A 17,140-nucleotide genomic window follows, 5' to 3' on the forward strand; every position below is an offset into this window, starting at 1 on the left:
TTTCAATTATCTAGTTGAAAACACGTAATGTTCAAATGGTTTTAGCACAGAAAAAAATGGCTGTCTATTTTGTCGCAGATTGTCTACTTCTCGCCTGCATGATCAAATTCGTCTTGACAGCATTGTTTGTTAACTCTTGTAACCAAGCCATAAATAAACTCAGACGTTTAGGTACTTGACGACGAGAGGCATAAATAATGGATAAAGGAATGACCGGGGCGGGATAGTCAGGCAAAATCTCGACTAATTCCCCACGTGCAAGGTATGGCTCTGCACTCATGGCGGGTAGTTGCGCGATACCCAGTCCGGATAAACAAGCATATAAATAGGCATCCGTATTGTTGACTTGTAGTCTGCTTTTCATCTCAACTAGCTGAAGATGATGTTGAGCAATATGTTCAAATACTGCGGTCTGTGTTTGCAGGTTTTGTGCATAATCGATGAGGTAATGGTGTGCTAAATCATTTACTGATTGGGGTTTACCATACTTCTCTGCATAATCAGCGCTAACACAGTTAATCACGGTTAACTGAGTCAATGGCATGGCAACTAATTCACTATCGCCAAGGTGACCTGCACGAATAACACAGTCCACACCATCTTTGATCAAATCTGCCCGTTGGTCATTGCAACGCAGCTTGATTGAGATGTCAGGATAACGCTCGTACCAACTGTTTAAATGAGGCAGAAGAATATTGGCTGCAAAGCGGCTGGGCATGTCAACATGCAAGCAACCAGAGATTAATGAAGGCTGTTGAAACTCGCTATCAAGACTATCTACCTGCTCCAGAATGGAAAGACATTTTGTGAGATAGCGCTCGCCATCACGTGTGAGGTTTATCTGTCTGGTACTTCGTTGTAATAGGCGTGTATTGATTTGTTGTTCGAGTGATTTTATTGAAGCCGATACGCTGGACTTCGGTAAACCAAGCATCTCGGTGGCTCGGGTAAAACTGCCGACTTGTGCCACTGTGACAAACCGCTTCATTGATTCAAACTTATCCATTTTTCTTCTACTGTTAGTTATTTACGAACAATGATATCGGATTTTGTCTGTTTATCATGAATTAATAGCGGCATAAGATGTCACCTCATTCAATGGAAAGGAGGTAATCAATGAATAAATTAGTATTAATTACAGGTGGTAGCAGAGGGATAGGCCGTGAAAGTGCGCTTTATCTGGCTGAAAAAGGTTGTGATGTCATTATCACTTATCATTCAAATAAAGACGCAGCTGATGACGTGGTTAGCAGGATTAAAGAAATAGGTCGAAGCGCGACAGCGTTGGCATTGGATGTCAGCCAAACAGATACATTCAGTCACTTTGCTGATGTTGTAGAGACTCAGCTTAAATCAGAGTTTAGTCGAAAAGAGCTGGACGTCATTATTCATAATGCAGGTATGGGCATATATAAATCTTTTGAAGACACCACCGAGTCCGACTTTGATATTTTAATGAATACACATCTGAAGGCGCCGTTTTTTCTCAGCCAATTGTTATTATCGATGATCGCTCCTCAAGGTCAAATCATTCATATTTCATCAGGTCTTGCGCGTTTCTCACTGCCTGGTTATACGGCTTATGCCACGATGAAAGGGGCAGTGGAGGTATTAACGCGCTATCTGGCAAAAGAGCTCGCTACTAAACAGATTCGGGTTAATACGCTGGCGCCCGGTGCTGTTGAAACTGATTTTGGCGGTGGTGCTGTTCGTGATAACACTGAGTTGAACCGCAGCATTGCTAATCAAACTGCATTAGGCAGAGTGGGGTTACCTGATGATATTGCTAAGGCATTGGCCATGCTGGTGAGTGATGACAGTTCATGGGTTACGGGTCAACGAATCGAGGCGTCTGGCGGCATGTTTTTATAAAAAATTCAGTGTCCGCCGGTATTAGAAAATAAGTTAATGACAAGTACGCCTGAGATGATTAACCCCATGCCGACAAGGGCAGGTAAATCGAGTTTTTGCCCATATACTATCCACGAGATGATAGCGATGAGCACAATGCCCAAGCCTGCCCAGATAGCATAAGCAATACCGACAGGAATCACTCTTAACGACAATGTCAGAAAATAAAAAGCAGTCAGGTAACCCGTAACAACGATAAGTGTCGGAACAAGTCGCGTAAATTCGTGGCTGGCTTTCAGCGCTGAGGTCGCAATGACCTCAGCGATGATGGCAATGGCGAGATATATCCAGTGTGGCACTGACTTACCTTTTGAATGTAGTGATATAAAGCTGCTCGACTTTTTTCCTTGCCCAATCTGTTCGACGCAGAAATTTTAATGACGACTTAATAGAAGGGTCGTTTTTAAAACAGTTCAGGTTAATTCTCTGAGCGAAACCTTCCCAGCCATAATGATCGACCAGTTCAGTGACAATGGTTTCGAGGGTGATGCCATGCAGTGGGTTGTTAGGTTGCTGATTCATAAATAGGCTTTTTTCTAGATGTCATTTCAAGTATGAAGTCATGTTTACTTTAAAGCTTAATCATGACGGCTACTGTATGACTTAAGATTAACATTCAAACAATAAACGCGTTGTAATATCTTTTGCTGCCGGCATGATGAAACTAAGTCATTCATAACGCTGGGTTAGGCTAATGTTGTTTTTGCGTATGTGGCTGTGTTCATCTCCACCGTTTCTGCGGTGATAGTGATATCGAATAAAGGTAATGTTGTACAAAGCCGTTCAACGATTAAATTATTTAAACGTTTCTTTTGCTCCAGGGTGCGCCCTTGATGCAGTCTGACAGTCACGTGCAAAAAGTGTGTGTGATGATCGCCGAGCCTAAACGTTTGGTAAGCAATACTGCGTGTTTTGATATGCTCAGGTTTGAATAAAAGAGAATCTATCGCTGCCTGATGAACAGTATTCACTAATGTCTCAGCTGAAGTGATGTCAGCCAGTTTCGTTGAATATTCGATAATACAATGTGGCACCGGAATTCTCCTGGCAGTATCTGTAGAAACGATATGACACCACTAAAAGAAAAGGCCGCTTAAAGCGGCCTTAATAGCAATGACATCAGTTATTTGATAAATAACATCTCGCGATATTTAGGCAGTGGCCATAAGTCGTCAGCCACTTCACCTTCAAGCGTATCAACATGTAAACGCACTTTATCCATCAACTGACGGATATCATTTGCACAGAAGTTCATATGTGCTTCAATTGAATCAAAGTCATGCTTATTTAAAGCCGCTTCAAGTTCGCTGACCGTGGCCAACATAGCATTGGTTTCCTGAGCAATCAGACTCACCACGGAATTATTCATTTCTATTCCCATGTCCGCCATACTGGTATGGGTGACGGACAGTTCTGTCAGATACTGCGATGCGGATGGGTAAATCAGCGTTTTTGCCATCTCAACTACGAGCTTGGCTTCCACTTCAATAGAAAGAATATATTGCTCGGCGTATACCTCAAAGCGGCTTTCCAGTTCGACAGGTGTGAATACACCAGTGCGAGAGAATAACTCACGGATAGCCTCATCACGAAGGTAAGGCAGAGCATCAGCAGAAGTCGGTAAGTTTTTCAGACCACGCACGTCTACCGCCGCTTTGTGCCATTCTTCAGAATAGCCATCGCCACCGAAAACAACATTACCGTGTTGTTCCATTAACTCTTTCAGAACGGCCAGTACTGCAGTGGTTTGATCTTTGCCGCTATCTAATTCAGCTTTTAACTTCTCAGCAGTCCAGTCAAGCGAGTCAGCCAGAATTGTATTCATGGCCACTAAGGGGCCAGATACCGATTGGGATGAACCCACAGCACGGAACTCAAAGCGATTACCGGTGAAAGCAAAAGGGGATGTACGGTTACGATCACCTGGATCACGTTCAAATTTTAGAATTTGTGACAGGCCCAGATCCATCTCGCCACCTTTTTTCGAGGTCGCAATATCACCCGCTTTAATGTCATGGAATACTTTTTCTAACTGGTCACCAAGATAAACCGATAAAATCGCTGGAGGCGCTTCATTCGCACCCAAACGATGATCGTTTGAGGCAGAAGCAATCACTGCACGAAGCAAGGGGCCGTATTTGTGTACACCACGAATAACTGCGCCACAGAATAATAAGAAATTCAGATTATCATGCGGTGTTTTACCTGGATCTAATAAATTACCTTGTGTGGCATTGCTGACCGACCAGTTAACGTGTTTACCTGAGCCATTAACACCAGCAAAAGGTTTTTCATGTAGCAGACACATGAAGCCATGTTTTTTTGCTGTGGCTTTCATCAAGGTCATCATTAATTGTTGATGGTCTGCAGCAATATTGGCTGACTCAAAATAAGGGGCTATCTCAAATTGACCGGGAGCGACTTCGTTATGGTGGGTTTTAGCAGGAATACCTAAGCGGTATAACTGGTCTTCGAAGTCTTGCATAAAGACCTGGACACGTTCCGGGATAGCACCGAAGTAATGGTCATCAAACTGTTGGCCTTTAGCTGGTGCAGCGCCAAATAATGTTCGACCAGCTAAAAGCAGGTCAGGACGTGCTAGAGCAAAATTACTATCGACCAGGAAATATTCTTGCTCAGCGCCACAGCTTGAGTTAAGCGGCGCAATCTCGGTTTCACCCATTAAAGCCAGCACTTTCCTGGCCGCACGATCCATGGCTGAGATGGACCGTAGTAATGGGATTTTCTTATCAAGTGCTTCACCGGTCCATGACATGAAAACACTTGGGATCATCAACGTAGAGCCGTTTTCTGTGTGCATAATGAACGCAGGGCTGGTTGGATCCCAAGCAGTATAGCCTCGAGCCGCATTGGTCATGCGTAAGCTACCGTTAGGGAAAGACGAACCATCAGGCTCGCCCTTAATCAATAAGCTGCCAGAAAATTCTGTAATCGCATTGCCTTCAGCATTGGTCACAATAAAACCATCGTGTTTTTCTGCGGTGATATTGGTCATCGGGTAGAAAATATGAGAGAAAAACTTCACACCTTTAGACAAGGCCCAGTTTTTCATGGCTGCAGCCACAACATCGGCAACGGCTGGATCTAATGGGGCACCTGTTTGAACAGTCTGTTTAAAGGCTTTGAAGGCAGACTTATTTAATGCTTCCTCCATTTTTGCCAGATTGAAAACATCTGTCGCCCAGATTTTATCTATCGGTTCAGATTTGTGAACAGTTGTTTTTTGACGGTTTGTAATGTTTGAAATCGCTTGCAGGCGAGATTCATTTCCACTCATTTTCTATCCCTTAATCGCTGATGATTAATTGTTAATGTGATAAACGCAGTCGCTTTTTGGCGCATCAATTTTATTGATTGCGCATGTAATAGTGCTGTCGTTAGCACGGTTGTATCCCGACGCGAGCATCCCATCGTCTTTGTTTATGTAACACTAAAATAGAAAATAACCATATCAACATATTGATTATCAATATAAAGATCATCAGTGATATGAACGGCACGACATTTAGCGGAAAGGTTTTCAAGCGTGGTCGATATGAGTCTTTATTGAACTATTTAATGTGTGACAGCTATCAATATAGAGCAAATAATTTCAGTTATGAAGACCTATTTTTGTCACATAAATCGTGTATGGCAGAAAGAGATGTTTTCGTTTTTTTCAAACAAATGTTAAAGAAATACATGTTGTTGTCGATGCAAAACATAATGGACGCTAATGAGGCATGGTAGGGAGTCATATATGAATATTGATCTGTCATCTGTTCGAAGCAATGGGACGACTAAACACGCTGCCTCAACAGGCTCATCTCTGGACGCGCGTATAGCGGCTTTAAAGAAAAAGATGGTGGACTTGTTTAATGAGCTCAAAGCATTGTTGAAAAATCCTGGTGAAGATTCCGAAAAGCAAGCAGAAGCCATACAACAACAAATTCAATTACTTCAGCTTCAAATTCAACAGCTGGAAGCCTTGAAAAAACAACAAGAAAAAGCAGCAGAAAAAGATCAAGCCATTGCTACGCCATCCAACACCACGGTCAATTCGTCAGAAGCTACATCGGACACCAAAGTTGGCACTACGATAGACAGTTATAGCTGATAAAACAGTAATCGAGCCGCTAATAAGGTAAAGATAAGGGCGGTGAGTGACTGCAAGATGCGCTGAGCTCGACTGGAAGCAATTAACCACCTACCCATACTGGCTGCAGTCAATGCCATAACGCTGAATATCATCAATGCAGTCAGCATAAATATCAGCCCTAAATAGACAATTTGCCACGATACAGATACGCCTGATGTATCAATAAATTGTGGTAAAAATGCCAGGAAAAAAGCGCTACTTTAGGATTGCTGACATTCATTAAGAATCCGATTCTAAGCAAGCTGAGTGAAGTGTCTAATCTCTTTGTATCAGTCAAAGCTGTTATTACTGGTGTCCTGAATGCACGCCATGCTAGATAGAGCAAATAGCCAGCCCCAATGATTTTTAGCCATACAAATGTCATGGGTGAAGTGATTAACCAGGTAGCCAGGCCAAACACTACCGCCGCAATGTGAATAATCAAACCGCTGCATAAGCCCAGCGTGATGATGAGCCCAGTTCTGGCCCCGTATAATGCTGATTGTGAGATGACATAAAGATTATCCGGCCCAGGTGCAAGGGCCAGTACTATCGATGTCACTATAAACATCATCAAATTATCACTCATCAGCGTCATGATTACTTAGTACTGGAACTCAGATTTAACCAGCTAAATGAGGATTTTAAAAATGTCACTGCTTGCTCCTCAATCACTTCACCATGGGCCATGACAATTTTTTCTGGCTGCCAGTCAATAATTTGCTGCAGATGCTGGCGGGCAATTGGCTTCTTAAACGTTAATCGCCAGTCAATCGGCATCTTGCCGTTAGGGGCTAAAACATCGGCGATTTTAGCGAGCAAGCGCTTGATAGGAGTGAAAGAGTGTGCCTGAAAGTTCTCAATTAAATCGGTCACAATGAGTGTTCTGCTGCTGCGATGAAAAAACACACACTCCTGCATCACCTTTGAGCCTGTAAATAAGAGCTGTGATATGTCATCACGCCATGGTGGAACCCAATCAGCAGTAAGTACACCATTGAAGTGAATATCCGGGCGTTTCTGGCAGACTTGTTCTGTGCCAAATACTAAGGCTGATGGGTAATGCTGTTGCCAGTCTTTTAAAAATAAATGATGTAATTTATTGGGTGCAACCAAATAACGTACTTCACCCAGTGCATCTATTTGTTTAGCTAAATCAGACGTGAATTGAATGGGACTATGCAACCATAGCGAACCATCTGCTAAGCGAATGACGACCATTCGCGTGGTGTATGGGAGGGTATAAAAGCGGACGCTATCACCATCAATGTAGCTTATTTTCTTCCCCAGGCTGTGCATAATTACTCCATGGTTCAAGATGAACGATATCTATGTCATCGCTGATTTCTTCTCAACGTGTTAAGTTCTGATGTGACAGAATATCGCTATTGCGAATCAATTATAGCTGAGGATAAAGCGACCAATGACACTGCGATCAATTTTACGCAAATGGACAGAACGTTATTTCTCTGATGAAGAAGCCGTTATTCTGCTCATTGTTTTAGTGCTGGGCTTTGCTGTGGTTATCTGGTTGGGCGGGATGTTGGCGCCATTTTTTACGGCGTTGGTGATTGCTTTCCTGTTACAGGGGGTCGTGAATATGCTGACCCGCAGGCGTGTACCCAATATGGTGGCGGTAGCCATAGTCTTCCTCGGGTTTATCGGTTTGATGTTGGCTTTGGGCTTTTTATTAATGCCATTGTTGTGGAATCAGTTGGTTAACCTGGTGCAGGAAACGCCTAACATGTTGTCCAATGGTGAGGACTGGCTGGTCAACCTTCATTATCATTATCCTAATTTAATCAAACCTGATGAAATTCAAAGCTGGATTTCCAGCACCGCAAAACAATTCACGGTTTATGGGCAAAGGGCGGTGTCTTTGTCTATTGCTTCGCTGGGTAATGTGATTGGTTTGATTATCTATCTGGTATTAGTGCCTATTCTGGTTTTCTTTATGCTGAAAGATCGGGAAAAACTGGTTGGATTTGTACTGTCATTCATGCCGGAAAAACGTGGGCTGATGAACCGCATCTGGAGTGAAATGGATGATCAAATTGCTAATTATGTGCGTGGCAAAGTGGTCGAGATTGCGATTGTTGGTACGGTGAGTTATGCGACATTCTCATTCTTTGGCTTGCAATACACCGCACTGTTGGCTGTCTTGGTGGGCTTCTCTGTGTTAATTCCATTTATTGGTGCTGCTGTCGCTACATTACCTGTTGCAGCGGTAGCGGGATTTCAATTCGGGCTCACCGAACAGTTTGCTTATATATTGATTGCTTACGGTATTATTCAGGCGCTTGATGGCAATGTGTTAGTGCCGGTTTTATTTTCAGAAGCTGTCAATTTGCATCCTGTTTCTATCATTCTTGCCGTTTTGTTTTTTGGTGGAATATGGGGTGTGTGGGGTGTTTTCTTTGCCATTCCACTGGCAACATTATTAAAAGCCCTGATAACCGCCTGGCCAAGAAGCTTACATGAGACGCCCATACAGAAAAGCCCCTAAAGCTCGTCAAACCGGGCTTGTTGATGGTGAAAAATTGTCAGTAATTGCAGCAAAAACATCAGCGTTGGCTACAAAAGGGCATTTGACTGAGATGAATTTATCTAAAACGTAATCATCATATGCTTATCGTACAAACTTTCTTGACACAGTGGGATAAAAGTCAGCGCAGTGAAGCTGATAAACGACAGCGTTTGCATCAGCCTGACAGAGCCTTGGTGTGTCTTGCTTCAGCAAATACACTAGCGGATGAACGCATTGTGCTGGATATGCATGGTGAGCCTGAGCAGCATAAGCGTATTCAGTTTCATTTAGACACTGAGGATTTTTATATTGACCGCTTTCATTTTTCTCTGACTGAGCGGACATTGGCATATAAAACAGCACAGTCTGCACCCAGGCTGATTTCAGCATTGGAAGAGGGATGGGTGCAGTGTCGATATAATTGGCGTCGCCGAGTAGAACAAAGTGGCTATATCTATTGGCTTTATGAGGATGTTACGCTAAACGCCTGTTTTGTAGATAACTTTAGAGAAGATGTGTTTATGAGACAAGCAGCTGATCACGTCTTCACTGACTTAACATTACCTGCAGAATGAATTGAAGCCTTTAAAAAAGTTGTATATCCGCTTTACCCCACAACGTTGTCACTTGTTTTTCAAAAACTGTTTTATGGCTATTACTTAACATCAGCACTGATCCCAGATCAGATACTTCAGCGTGAAGGTTGTCCATGGTTAATCGTCTATCGACCTCACGGGCGACAGCCTCTTCCGTGCTGATGATGGTGATATTCGGTCCGGCAACCTGTTGTATAACGGCTTTGAGATGAGTGAAATGTGTACAACCAAGGATGAGCGTATCGGCACCTTTATCCAGTAAAGGTTGTATATAACGTTGAACGGTGTTGTATGTGTCCTTATAACTTAACGCTAATGTTTCTACTAAAATCACCAGATCAGGGCAGGGTTGTATTTCAATCCAAGCACCCATAGCGACGCGCTCAGCTAAATCATGAAATGACTGGCTGGTGAGTGTTTTTGCCGTGGCTAACACACCGATGACGCCCGTTTTTGTATTCAATGCAGCCGGGCGTAACCCTGGCTCCACGCCGATAAACGGCAATGAATAACGTTCCCGTAGTGCTTTAATACTGACCAGGGTCGCCGTATTACAAGCGACTACAATGGCCTTGACTTGCCGACGGAGTAACTCTTCGGTAATCGTGACGGAACGCTCGAGGATGTAGGCTTCGCTTTTTTCACCGTAGGGTGCATGCAGCGTATCAGCCAAATAGATGAGATGCTCGTTTGGCATACGTTCTCTAATCTGTTTGGCAATAGGCAAGCCGCCGATACCAGAGTCAAATATACCAATCGGTCTTGCGTCAGCCATGATGAGTTCTGTTTATTATAGAGAATAAAAAATCGACGATTGTACTTGATCTATTCGTAGATGGTGTTAATGGTTAGCGTTGCAGAGCCACAAATTCACCCTGAAACAAACCCACACGGTCAGTCTCAAGTCTTAGTGTCGATACCACAGTAATTCGTGCTTTTCCCATTCGTGCAAAAGCACGTAAAAACTTTTCCCAGTTTTCAGTGATGGGTATGTACGCAGTCGCAGTAAACTCGCCCTTTATTGGCTTTTCATACTCCATCGAGTTTCGTTGAATGACTAGTGTGCAGTCCAGACCGGCGTTATGGAGTCGTGTATTTAATAGTGACCATGCAGATAAGATGGCTAATGTTGAGGCACTGCCACCGAATACGGTTTCATGGTAGTTAATATTGGGCGTCAGGGGGCTTGGAGTGTGACATGGTCATCTGCCAAGGTTGTGACAGAAACCTGCATGGCTGCTGATAAAGGAATGTGTTGATACAGGTACTGCTGTAGTTGTTCAGGTGTCATCGTTTCACTGCTCGGATGGATTGTCAGAATAATAACGTCTTCTCACTAGTTGAAAAAGTCTTTACGCTATCCCTCATATTCAGCAGCCAGTTGAGAAGGTTCACATCACAATGAAAACATCTCTGCAAAGAACACGATGGTCAATTTCTGGCGTATTGTTGCTACTTGCGTTTTATACTGGCGTTGCTTTTGCAGACGACGTTCAGGATGGCATTGCGGCATATAAAAACAGAGATTTTCATACTGCTTATCAAGCATGGCATAAAGCGGCAGAGCAGAATATCGCTGAGGCGCAATGGATGTTAGGCATTATGTTATTAAACGGCCAGGGAGTGAAACAAGACAATGCTGCTGCCTATTCCTGGTTAACCCTAGCCAGTGAAAAGAAACATAAACAAGCCTCCATTGATCGACTAGCAATACGAAACCGATTAACGGTTGAAGAGCTAGCCAAAGCAGATATGTTGACGGCGGCATTCAGAGATAAACAAACCTCAAAAACAGTCATAGAACAGCAAAAAGAACAAGCCTTTCAATGGTTTGAAAAAGCCGCCAGAAAAGGCGATGCTCATGCGCAATACCAACTGGGTGAAATGCTACTCAGTGGCGATGGTGTCAGGCAGGATAACGTTGCTGCCTATTCCTGGTTTAGCTTGGCGAGTCAACAAAACCACCCACAGGCTATTGTGAAACAGGCACAACTGAAAGATGAGTTAAGTGCTAGCCAGATCGAAAAAGCGAATGCTTTGATGTTAACTAACCGTGAAAACCACTCGATTAACGATGCGCCACCTGGATTACCTGAAATCACAGAAAAATCTGACGTTAAGGTTGTTCAGCCAACGTCAGAAGTAATGGCACTATCTACTGTCCAATCAGTGCCTGAAAAGCTAACGGCGCTCACAACCGAAAAGCCTGAAAAGTCTCATAAAGTTAAAGCCGAACAAAAGGTGTCTGATGACAAGCCGCAAGCAGTGACTGTTTATCGTGTGCAGGTAGGGGCATTCAAATCAAGAGAACAAGTTGATATCGCCTTGGCCCAACTAACAAAAAAGCTGCTTTGAAAGGGCAAACATACCAAACAACCATTACCGAACCCGTTGAAGATACTGTTAAGCCAGATTTTTATCGTCTACAGCTGGGTAATTTTGCAGATAAGCCCGAGGCAACAAAACTGTGTCAATTTCTTAAGCAGAACAAGCAGCCTTGTTTTGTTGTTTCCAGCGAGTCAGATAAATAAAGATGATTTATTTAACTTTGCCAGATTTTATAGTGGATTAATTTTTTGATTTCTTGGTAGAGAGGAGACATAAAATACTCAGGACCACCAATAAAATTGCCATCAACAATCAAGCCTGTTCTTTCTAGTCGATGCAGCAAAGCCGCTGTATAAACAGCAGAAATATTATAGCGTTGGCATATACGTTTTTTTGCTTTTTGATTACGCTCAAGAACAATGGTTGATTCTTCTTGAGCTTCTTCGATGCTTAGCTCTTCACTTAGAATGAATAGGATTTCTATTTCGCGAATAGATAAGTCAGAAATGATAGAAAGAGTCTCTTCATACAACGTGGGTGTATTTCGAATTACTTGAGTTTCGATGCCATTAATAAACAAGTTCTCTAAAATAGCTACCTTTTCTTTTGAAATAGCTTTATCAATAGCATCAATGGTTTTAATGAAACATGCAATAAAATCGTCTGATTGGAGTTCATTATCAGTTAAATTTATTTCACCTGTCTCTAATCGTTTAATTAATTTATCAAACTTATTGTTTCTATAAGTTTTTATTACTTTGTCTAGAGCCGTTCTAAGTGCTACTTTTCCGATGCCTGTACTCAATGAATCCATTTTTCATGCCTTTGTTGTGTATGGCTTATTAGCTTACTTATTCTTGAAACAACCTTTTCAGAAGAACATACAACGCGCCCGTGCCGCCATCGTCGATAGTTGCACTACAGAACGCAAGCACAATCTCACTTTGGCGCAGCCAATGGTTCAGTTTGCTTTTTAAGACGGGTTTATTATCACGCGAACCCCAGCCTTTTCCGTGGATGATGCGTACACAGCGGATTTGTTGTTGCTGGCAAAACTCCAGAAACTCAGACAATGATGGTTCGGCTTTGGCAATGGTCATGCCATGTAAATCTAACTCCGCTTCAATGTGGACTTTGCCATTACGTAACTTGCCGAACAGTTTGTGCTGAATTCCTGGACCACGGTATTCAAGATATTCTTCATTACCAACCGTCTCTGGAGAGAACATATCTGAGAAGGTTTCTCCCTGATATTCATCATCCATGATTTTTTGGCGAATGGCTTTAGCAACCGGTTTCGGTTTGTTATGAATCAGACGATTTTGGCGTATACGGGTGGCATCGCGCATTTCCTCTCGGAATAATGCAAATTCATCTTCTTCAGAGTCGTCTTTTTTATTGGCCATGAACCTGATGCTGCCTGCGTGTTTGGAGAAAAAATAGTAGACCATTGTGCCAGATGAGGCTTGTGTAAAAAATCCTTTTTGATTTACCATGCAAAGCACTTGTCGGGGTGCCCGACCGGAATAATCCGGAAAGGCTGAGATGAAACCCGTTGAACCTGAAGAGGCTAGAACCTCCGTAGGAAACAAGCAGGACACCTGTTTTTCCACTCGAGATCCATTTTCGTTTGGTGTCTGTTTTCTTGTTCGCTTTCGCGCAACGATCTCATCTTCCCCGTCGTGGTTTTCATTTAGGGGAAGAAACGTGTCTACACAATCCAATAAAGTTATTAACATTAAAGACCGTAGCGGCATTACGACTGAGCCTTTGGCGGGGAGTGAGAAGTTTTACATCAAAGGTAGTCGCGACGACTTGCTAGTGCCATTTCGTCAGATTCATTTGACTGATACACCAAATGCCAATCCTGAATTGGCGGCTATTCCCAACGAGCCTGTTGTCGTATATGACACATCTGGTTTATACACCGATCCCAAAGCAAGCATTGACATCGAAAAAGGATTGCCGCTCATTCGCCAAACCTGGATTGATGAGCGTGATGATACTGAACAACTAGCTGAGTTCAGTTCAGCCTACACACGTGAGCAAGATGCTCAGGACTTTGATATTCCTTTGTTCGATCATCGTCGCTTACCACGCAAAGCGAAAGCCGGTAAAAACGTCAGCCAAATGCACTATGCACGCCAGGGTATTATCACACCAGAAATGGAATACATTGCTATTCGTGAAAGTATGGGACGTGAAGCGTTAGCCCAGCGTGGTGAGTTACCCGAGAATATGGAACACTACATTACGGCAGAGTTTGTGCGTAAAGAAGTGGCAGAAGGTCGTGCCATTATCCCAGCGAATATCAATCACCCGGAAACCGAACCGATGATCATCGGCCGTAACTTCCTGGTAAAAATAAATGCCAATATAGGTAACTCAGCGACTACCTCCTCAATTGAGGAAGAAGTCGAAAAAATGGTATGGAGCACCCGCTGGGGTGGTGACACCATTATGGATTTATCGACAGGTAAACATATCCATCAAACCCGTGAGTGGATCATCCGTAACTCACCTGTGCCAGTAGGAACTGTACCGATTTACCAAGCACTGGAAAAGGTTAATGGTGTGGCTGAAGATCTGAGTTGGGAAGTGTTCAGAGATACTTTGATTGAACAAGCTGAGCAGGGCGTCGATTATTTCACGATTCATGCGGGTGTGCGTTTGGCACATATCCCACTGACCGTGAATCGCACAACAGGTATCGTTTCACGTGGTGGTTCGATTATGGCAGCATGGTGTCTGGCGCATCATGAGGAGAGCTTCCTCTACACGCATTTCGAAGATATCTGTGAAATCATGAAAGCCTATGACGTGTCATTTTCATTAGGGGATGGTTTACGTCCAGGTTCTCAGGCTGATGCGAATGATGAAGCCCAGCTGGCGGAATTAAAAACCTTAGGTGAATTGACCACGATTGCCTGGAAGCATGATGTACAAGTCATGATCGAAGGTCCGGGTCATGTTCCGATGCATAAGATCAAAGAAAATATGGATCTGCAGTTGGAGTGGTGTCATGAAGCACCGTTCTACACCTTGGGTCCATTGGTGACCGATATCGCACCAGGTTATGACCATATTACCTCTGGTATCGGCGCAGCTATGATTGGCTGGTTTGGCACGGCAATGCTGTGTTATGTCACGCCAAAAGAGCATCTCGGTCTGCCAAATAAAGATGACGTCAAAACCGGCATCATTACCTACAAAATTGCAGCCCATGCAGCGGATTTAGGTAAAGGTCATCCGGGTGCACAAATCCGTGATGACGCGATATCAAAAGCCCGTTTTGAATTCCGTTGGGAAGATCAATTTAATTTGGGTCTGGATCCGGATACAGCACGTGAATATCACGATGAAACTTTGCCACAACCTAAAGCAAAAGTGGCTCACTTTTGTTCAATGTGTGGTCCCAAGTTTTGTTCAATGAAAATTTCACATGATGTGAAAGCGGCCTTTGCTGAGAAATCTCAGGAATTCAAGGAAGGCGGCAGCAAAATTTATCGCCAGGTTTGATGAGCCATTATCTCATCATCGGTAGTGGCCTGATCGGACGCCTGACAGCTTGGCGTCTGATTCGGGCAGGCTATCAAGTGACATTGTTATCGAAAGACGACAAAACCGGTAGCGATAGTGCTGGTTTTGTCGCCGCTTCGATGGTTGCACCATTAACTGAAGCGGTGACAGCTGAACCCTTAGTGAAAACGATTGGTATGCGTTCTTATCAGCTATGGCCTAAATGGCTCAGCGAGTTAGAAGCCCGGGTGTTTTATCAGAATGAAGGCACTTTAGTCGTAGCACATCAGGGTGATAAAGCCGAAATGGAACGGTTTGATAGACGGGCCAAACATGTACTGGCAGACAGTGATTATGTTCAGCTGGATAAAGCGGCACTGAGTTTACGCGAGCCAGAATTAGCTGAACGCTTCGATCAAGCCATGTGGTTTGAAAAAGAATCATGCATTGATAATCGCCAGCTTTATCAGCAATTGACTTCGTTCCTCGAGTTGCATGCTAATTGGCTGATAACAGATGAGATCGGTGAGTTGAATTCGACCGAGATCGAAAAGCTCACACAACGTTATCTGCAGTGTTCAGCAGAAAGCTTTGATGTGGTGTTGGACTGTCGCGGCAATGGCGGTAAAGCAAATTTAGCCGAATTGCGCAGTGTGCGTGGCGAAGTGATTCGTGTATCAGCGCCTGAAGTGAACTTCAAACACGCGATACGATTGATGCATCCACGTTATCCGTTTTACTTGGCGCCACGTCCAAATAACGAGTATGTACTGGGTGCCACTGTGATAGAAAGTGATGATCGCTCTCAGCTAACCGTCAGAAGTGGTTTGGAGTTAATGTCGGCCTTGTACAGCTTGCATAAAGGCTTTGCTGAAGCACGCATTCTGGAAATGGCTGCACATTGTCGACCTGGCCTTCCCGATAATCTTCCCACGATAAGACGAACCGACTGGGGTTACGTTATCAATGGTTTTTATCGACATGGCTATTTGTTTGCGCCGGCCGTTATTGATGATTTATGTCATTTGTTAGCAGGGCAGAGTGGGCAAATACAATTTGGAGCGTTGTATGACATCTAATGTAATCGTACAGATTCAATTCAATGGTGAGTTACTGGATATTGATGCAGAACACACCGTGGCACAGTTTGTTGAAGGTCAACAAGTGCAGGGCCGTTTTGTGATTGTTATTAATGATGAACTGCTACCTAAATCTCGTTGGCAGGATGTAGTGATTCATGATGGAGATCGTATTGATATTGTGTCTCCAATAAGTGGAGGTTGAGATGAAAGCATCTGATTGGCAAGTCTATGGACAAACACTCAGTAGCCGATTATTTATTGGCACGGCGTTATATCCCTCACCTAAGGTGATGATCGATGCCATTAAAGCATCTCAGGCGGAAGTCATTACAGTGTCATTACGACGACAAACCTCTGCTGATAAACAAAGTGGGGATCAGTTCTGGCAAATGATTGAGCAGCTCAACTGCCATCTTTTGCCTAATACAGCTGGTTGTTATAGCGTCAAAGAAGCGGTTAATACGGCACATATGGCCAGAGAGTTATTTGATACCGACTGGGTTAAGCTTGAAGTGTTGGGCGATAGCTATAATTTGCAACCGGATCCATTTGCTTTGGTTGAAGCCACTAAAATATTAATCGAAGATGGATTTAAGGTGTTTCCATACTGCACAGATGATCTGGTGTTATGTCAGAAACTGGCAGAGTTGGGGTGTGAAGTATTAATGCCTTGGGGAGCACCCATTGGTACCGGTCAGGGATTACTCAATCCTTATGCCTTAAAGACATTACGTGAACGTTTGCCAGAAATGACTTTATTAGTTGATGCGGGCATTGGTAAACCTTCTGACGCGGTTCAAGCTCTGGAGCTAGGCTACGATGGCATTCTGTTAAATACAGCGATTGCAGAAGCGCTTGAGCCAGAGACAATGGCTCATGCCTTTGCTGATGCCATCAATGCCGGTCGTTTGGCTTATGAAGCCGGTGTTATGCCTAAACGCGACAATGCCAAACCTAGCACACCCACCTTAGATCAGCCCATTTGGCAACAACATGCCTAAGTATCGGCCGGCAAATAAGGTGATGCCAGCAATACAGA

At 43.6% G+C, this 17,140-nt stretch carries 23 protein-coding genes and 1 riboswitch; of the genes, 10 read left to right on the forward strand and 13 right to left on the reverse strand.

Annotated features, from left to right (window positions below):
- Positions 1–64 precede the first annotated feature (64 nt).
- Positions 65–1,006, reverse strand: a complete 942-nt coding sequence (locus QUE24_RS14035) for a LysR family transcriptional regulator (RefSeq protein ID WP_286304415.1) — start codon at positions 1,004–1,006, stop codon at positions 65–67.
- Between the two features lie 110 nt (positions 1,007–1,116).
- Here QUE24_RS14035 and QUE24_RS14040 point away from each other — a divergent pair, with 110 nt between their 5' ends.
- Positions 1,117–1,872 carry an SDR family NAD(P)-dependent oxidoreductase gene (locus tag QUE24_RS14040; protein WP_286304416.1) on the forward strand — a complete coding sequence of 252 codons (756 nt, stop codon included), beginning with the start codon at positions 1,117–1,119 and terminating at the stop codon, positions 1,870–1,872.
- Positions 1,873–1,877: 5 nt separating this feature from the next.
- On the opposite strand, the gene QUE24_RS14045 is transcribed toward QUE24_RS14040, so the two are convergent.
- The 4 genes from QUE24_RS14045 to QUE24_RS14060 all read right to left on the reverse strand — a co-directional run bounded on the left by QUE24_RS14045 (position 1,878) and on the right by QUE24_RS14060 (position 5,209).
- A complete protein-coding gene (locus tag QUE24_RS14045) occupies positions 1,878–2,210 on the reverse strand; it encodes a DMT family transporter (protein ID WP_286304417.1) in 333 nt (110 codons plus the stop codon).
- Positions 2,211–2,214: 4 nt separating this feature from the next.
- The gene (locus QUE24_RS14050) at positions 2,215–2,433 is read right to left on the reverse strand and encodes a VF530 family protein (RefSeq protein ID WP_286304418.1); all 219 of its coding nucleotides are present in this window, start codon (positions 2,431–2,433) and stop codon (positions 2,215–2,217) included.
- Between the two features lie 164 nt (positions 2,434–2,597).
- Positions 2,598–2,945: a 5-carboxymethyl-2-hydroxymuconate Delta-isomerase gene (locus QUE24_RS14055; protein ID WP_286304419.1), complete on the reverse strand. Its 348-nt coding sequence runs from the start codon at positions 2,943–2,945 to the stop codon at positions 2,598–2,600.
- An 89-nt stretch (positions 2,946–3,034) separates the two neighbouring features.
- Positions 3,035–5,209 carry a glutamine synthetase III family protein gene (locus QUE24_RS14060; RefSeq protein WP_286304420.1) on the reverse strand — a complete coding sequence of 725 codons (2,175 nt, stop codon included), beginning with the start codon at positions 5,207–5,209 and terminating at the stop codon, positions 3,035–3,037.
- 462 nt (positions 5,210–5,671) lie between these two features.
- On the opposite strand from QUE24_RS14060, the gene QUE24_RS14065 reads away from it, so the two are divergent.
- A complete protein-coding gene (locus QUE24_RS14065) occupies positions 5,672–6,028 on the forward strand; it encodes a FlxA-like family protein (RefSeq protein WP_286304421.1) in 357 nt (118 codons plus the stop codon).
- Here QUE24_RS14065 and QUE24_RS14070 read toward each other — a convergent pair.
- The 3 genes from QUE24_RS14070 to QUE24_RS14080 are packed head-to-tail and all read right to left on the reverse strand — an operon-like array spanning position 6,019 to position 7,348.
- Positions 6,019–6,177 (reverse strand): hypothetical protein, encoded by a 159-nt coding sequence (locus QUE24_RS14070; RefSeq protein WP_350226590.1) that lies wholly within the window; start codon positions 6,175–6,177, stop codon positions 6,019–6,021. The two genes, QUE24_RS14065 and QUE24_RS14070, sit on opposite strands and share 10 nt — an antisense overlap.
- A gap of 11 nt (positions 6,178–6,188) precedes the next feature.
- Entirely contained in the window at positions 6,189–6,638 is a 450-nt protein-coding gene (locus QUE24_RS14075; protein WP_286304422.1) for a LysE family translocator, read from the reverse strand.
- Positions 6,639–6,649: 11 nt separating this feature from the next.
- Positions 6,650–7,348 (reverse strand): DUF4336 domain-containing protein, encoded by a 699-nt coding sequence (locus tag QUE24_RS14080; protein ID WP_286304423.1) that lies wholly within the window; start codon positions 7,346–7,348, stop codon positions 6,650–6,652.
- A 124-nt stretch (positions 7,349–7,472) separates the two neighbouring features.
- Between QUE24_RS14080 and QUE24_RS14085 the strand changes: the two genes are divergently transcribed.
- Positions 7,473–8,555: an AI-2E family transporter gene (locus QUE24_RS14085; RefSeq protein WP_286304424.1), complete on the forward strand. Its 1,083-nt coding sequence runs from the start codon at positions 7,473–7,475 to the stop codon at positions 8,553–8,555.
- 119 nt (positions 8,556–8,674) lie between these two features.
- The gene (locus tag QUE24_RS14090) at positions 8,675–9,151 is read left to right on the forward strand and encodes a hypothetical protein (RefSeq protein ID WP_286304425.1); all 477 of its coding nucleotides are present in this window, start codon (positions 8,675–8,677) and stop codon (positions 9,149–9,151) included.
- A gap of 10 nt (positions 9,152–9,161) precedes the next feature.
- Here QUE24_RS14090 and murI read toward each other — a convergent pair whose 3' ends face one another.
- The 3 genes from murI to QUE24_RS14105 all read right to left on the reverse strand — a co-directional run bounded on the left by murI (position 9,162) and on the right by QUE24_RS14105 (position 10,463).
- Positions 9,162–9,947 (reverse strand): glutamate racemase, encoded by a 786-nt coding sequence (murI, locus tag QUE24_RS14095; RefSeq protein ID WP_286304426.1) that lies wholly within the window; start codon positions 9,945–9,947, stop codon positions 9,162–9,164.
- A 73-nt stretch (positions 9,948–10,020) separates the two neighbouring features.
- Entirely contained in the window at positions 10,021–10,353 is a 333-nt protein-coding gene (locus tag QUE24_RS14100; protein WP_350226619.1) for a YiiD C-terminal domain-containing protein, read from the reverse strand.
- Positions 10,350–10,463 (reverse strand): YiiD C-terminal domain-containing protein, encoded by a 114-nt coding sequence (locus QUE24_RS14105; protein ID WP_286304427.1) that lies wholly within the window; start codon positions 10,461–10,463, stop codon positions 10,350–10,352. The genes QUE24_RS14100 and QUE24_RS14105 overlap by 4 nt, the downstream gene beginning before the upstream one ends.
- Before the next feature lie 110 nt (positions 10,464–10,573).
- Here QUE24_RS14105 and QUE24_RS14110 point away from each other — a divergent pair, with 110 nt between their 5' ends.
- Together QUE24_RS14110 and QUE24_RS15885 are read left to right on the forward strand one after the other, a co-directional pair.
- Complete coding sequence (locus QUE24_RS14110) at positions 10,574–11,527, forward strand: SPOR domain-containing protein (protein ID WP_286304428.1); 954 nt, start codon at positions 10,574–10,576, stop codon at positions 11,525–11,527.
- On the forward strand, positions 11,524–11,703 hold the full coding sequence (locus tag QUE24_RS15885; protein WP_350226591.1) for an SPOR domain-containing protein: 180 nt from the start codon (positions 11,524–11,526) through the stop codon (positions 11,701–11,703). Before QUE24_RS14110 ends, QUE24_RS15885 begins: the two co-directional genes overlap by 4 nt.
- A gap of 11 nt (positions 11,704–11,714) precedes the next feature.
- Here QUE24_RS15885 and QUE24_RS14115 read toward each other — a convergent pair whose 3' ends face one another.
- Together QUE24_RS14115 and QUE24_RS14120 are read right to left on the reverse strand one after the other, a co-directional pair.
- Complete coding sequence (locus tag QUE24_RS14115; protein ID WP_286304429.1) at positions 11,715–12,314, reverse strand: hypothetical protein; 600 nt, start codon at positions 12,312–12,314, stop codon at positions 11,715–11,717.
- A 37-nt stretch (positions 12,315–12,351) separates the two neighbouring features.
- Entirely contained in the window at positions 12,352–12,906 is a 555-nt protein-coding gene (locus QUE24_RS14120; protein WP_286304430.1) for a Smr/MutS family protein, read from the reverse strand.
- Positions 12,907–12,999: 93 nt separating this feature from the next.
- A riboswitch (TPP riboswitch) is annotated at positions 13,000–13,105 on the forward strand.
- Positions 13,106–13,207: 102 nt separating this feature from the next.
- Here QUE24_RS14120 and thiC point away from each other — a divergent pair.
- Genes thiC through QUE24_RS14140 form a run of 4 tightly spaced genes read left to right on the forward strand, consistent with a single transcriptional unit; the run spans position 13,208 to position 17,102 of the window.
- A complete protein-coding gene (gene thiC, locus QUE24_RS14125; protein WP_286304431.1) occupies positions 13,208–15,019 on the forward strand; it encodes a phosphomethylpyrimidine synthase ThiC in 1,812 nt (603 codons plus the stop codon).
- Positions 15,019–16,098, forward strand: coding sequence for an FAD-dependent oxidoreductase (locus QUE24_RS14130; RefSeq protein ID WP_286304432.1), 1,080 nt, complete (start codon positions 15,019–15,021; stop codon positions 16,096–16,098). Before thiC ends, QUE24_RS14130 begins: the two co-directional genes overlap by 1 nt.
- Positions 16,088–16,303: a sulfur carrier protein ThiS gene (gene thiS, locus QUE24_RS14135; protein ID WP_286304433.1), complete on the forward strand. Its 216-nt coding sequence runs from the start codon at positions 16,088–16,090 to the stop codon at positions 16,301–16,303. Before QUE24_RS14130 ends, thiS begins: the two co-directional genes overlap by 11 nt.
- Before the next feature lies 1 nt (position 16,304).
- Positions 16,305–17,102: a thiazole synthase gene (locus tag QUE24_RS14140; RefSeq protein ID WP_286304434.1), complete on the forward strand. Its 798-nt coding sequence runs from the start codon at positions 16,305–16,307 to the stop codon at positions 17,100–17,102.
- Positions 17,103–17,140: the final 38 nt, after the last annotated feature.

Source organism: Methylophaga marina (genome assembly GCF_030296755.1).
Classification (GTDB): domain Bacteria; phylum Pseudomonadota; class Gammaproteobacteria; order Nitrosococcales; family Methylophagaceae; genus Methylophaga; species Methylophaga marina.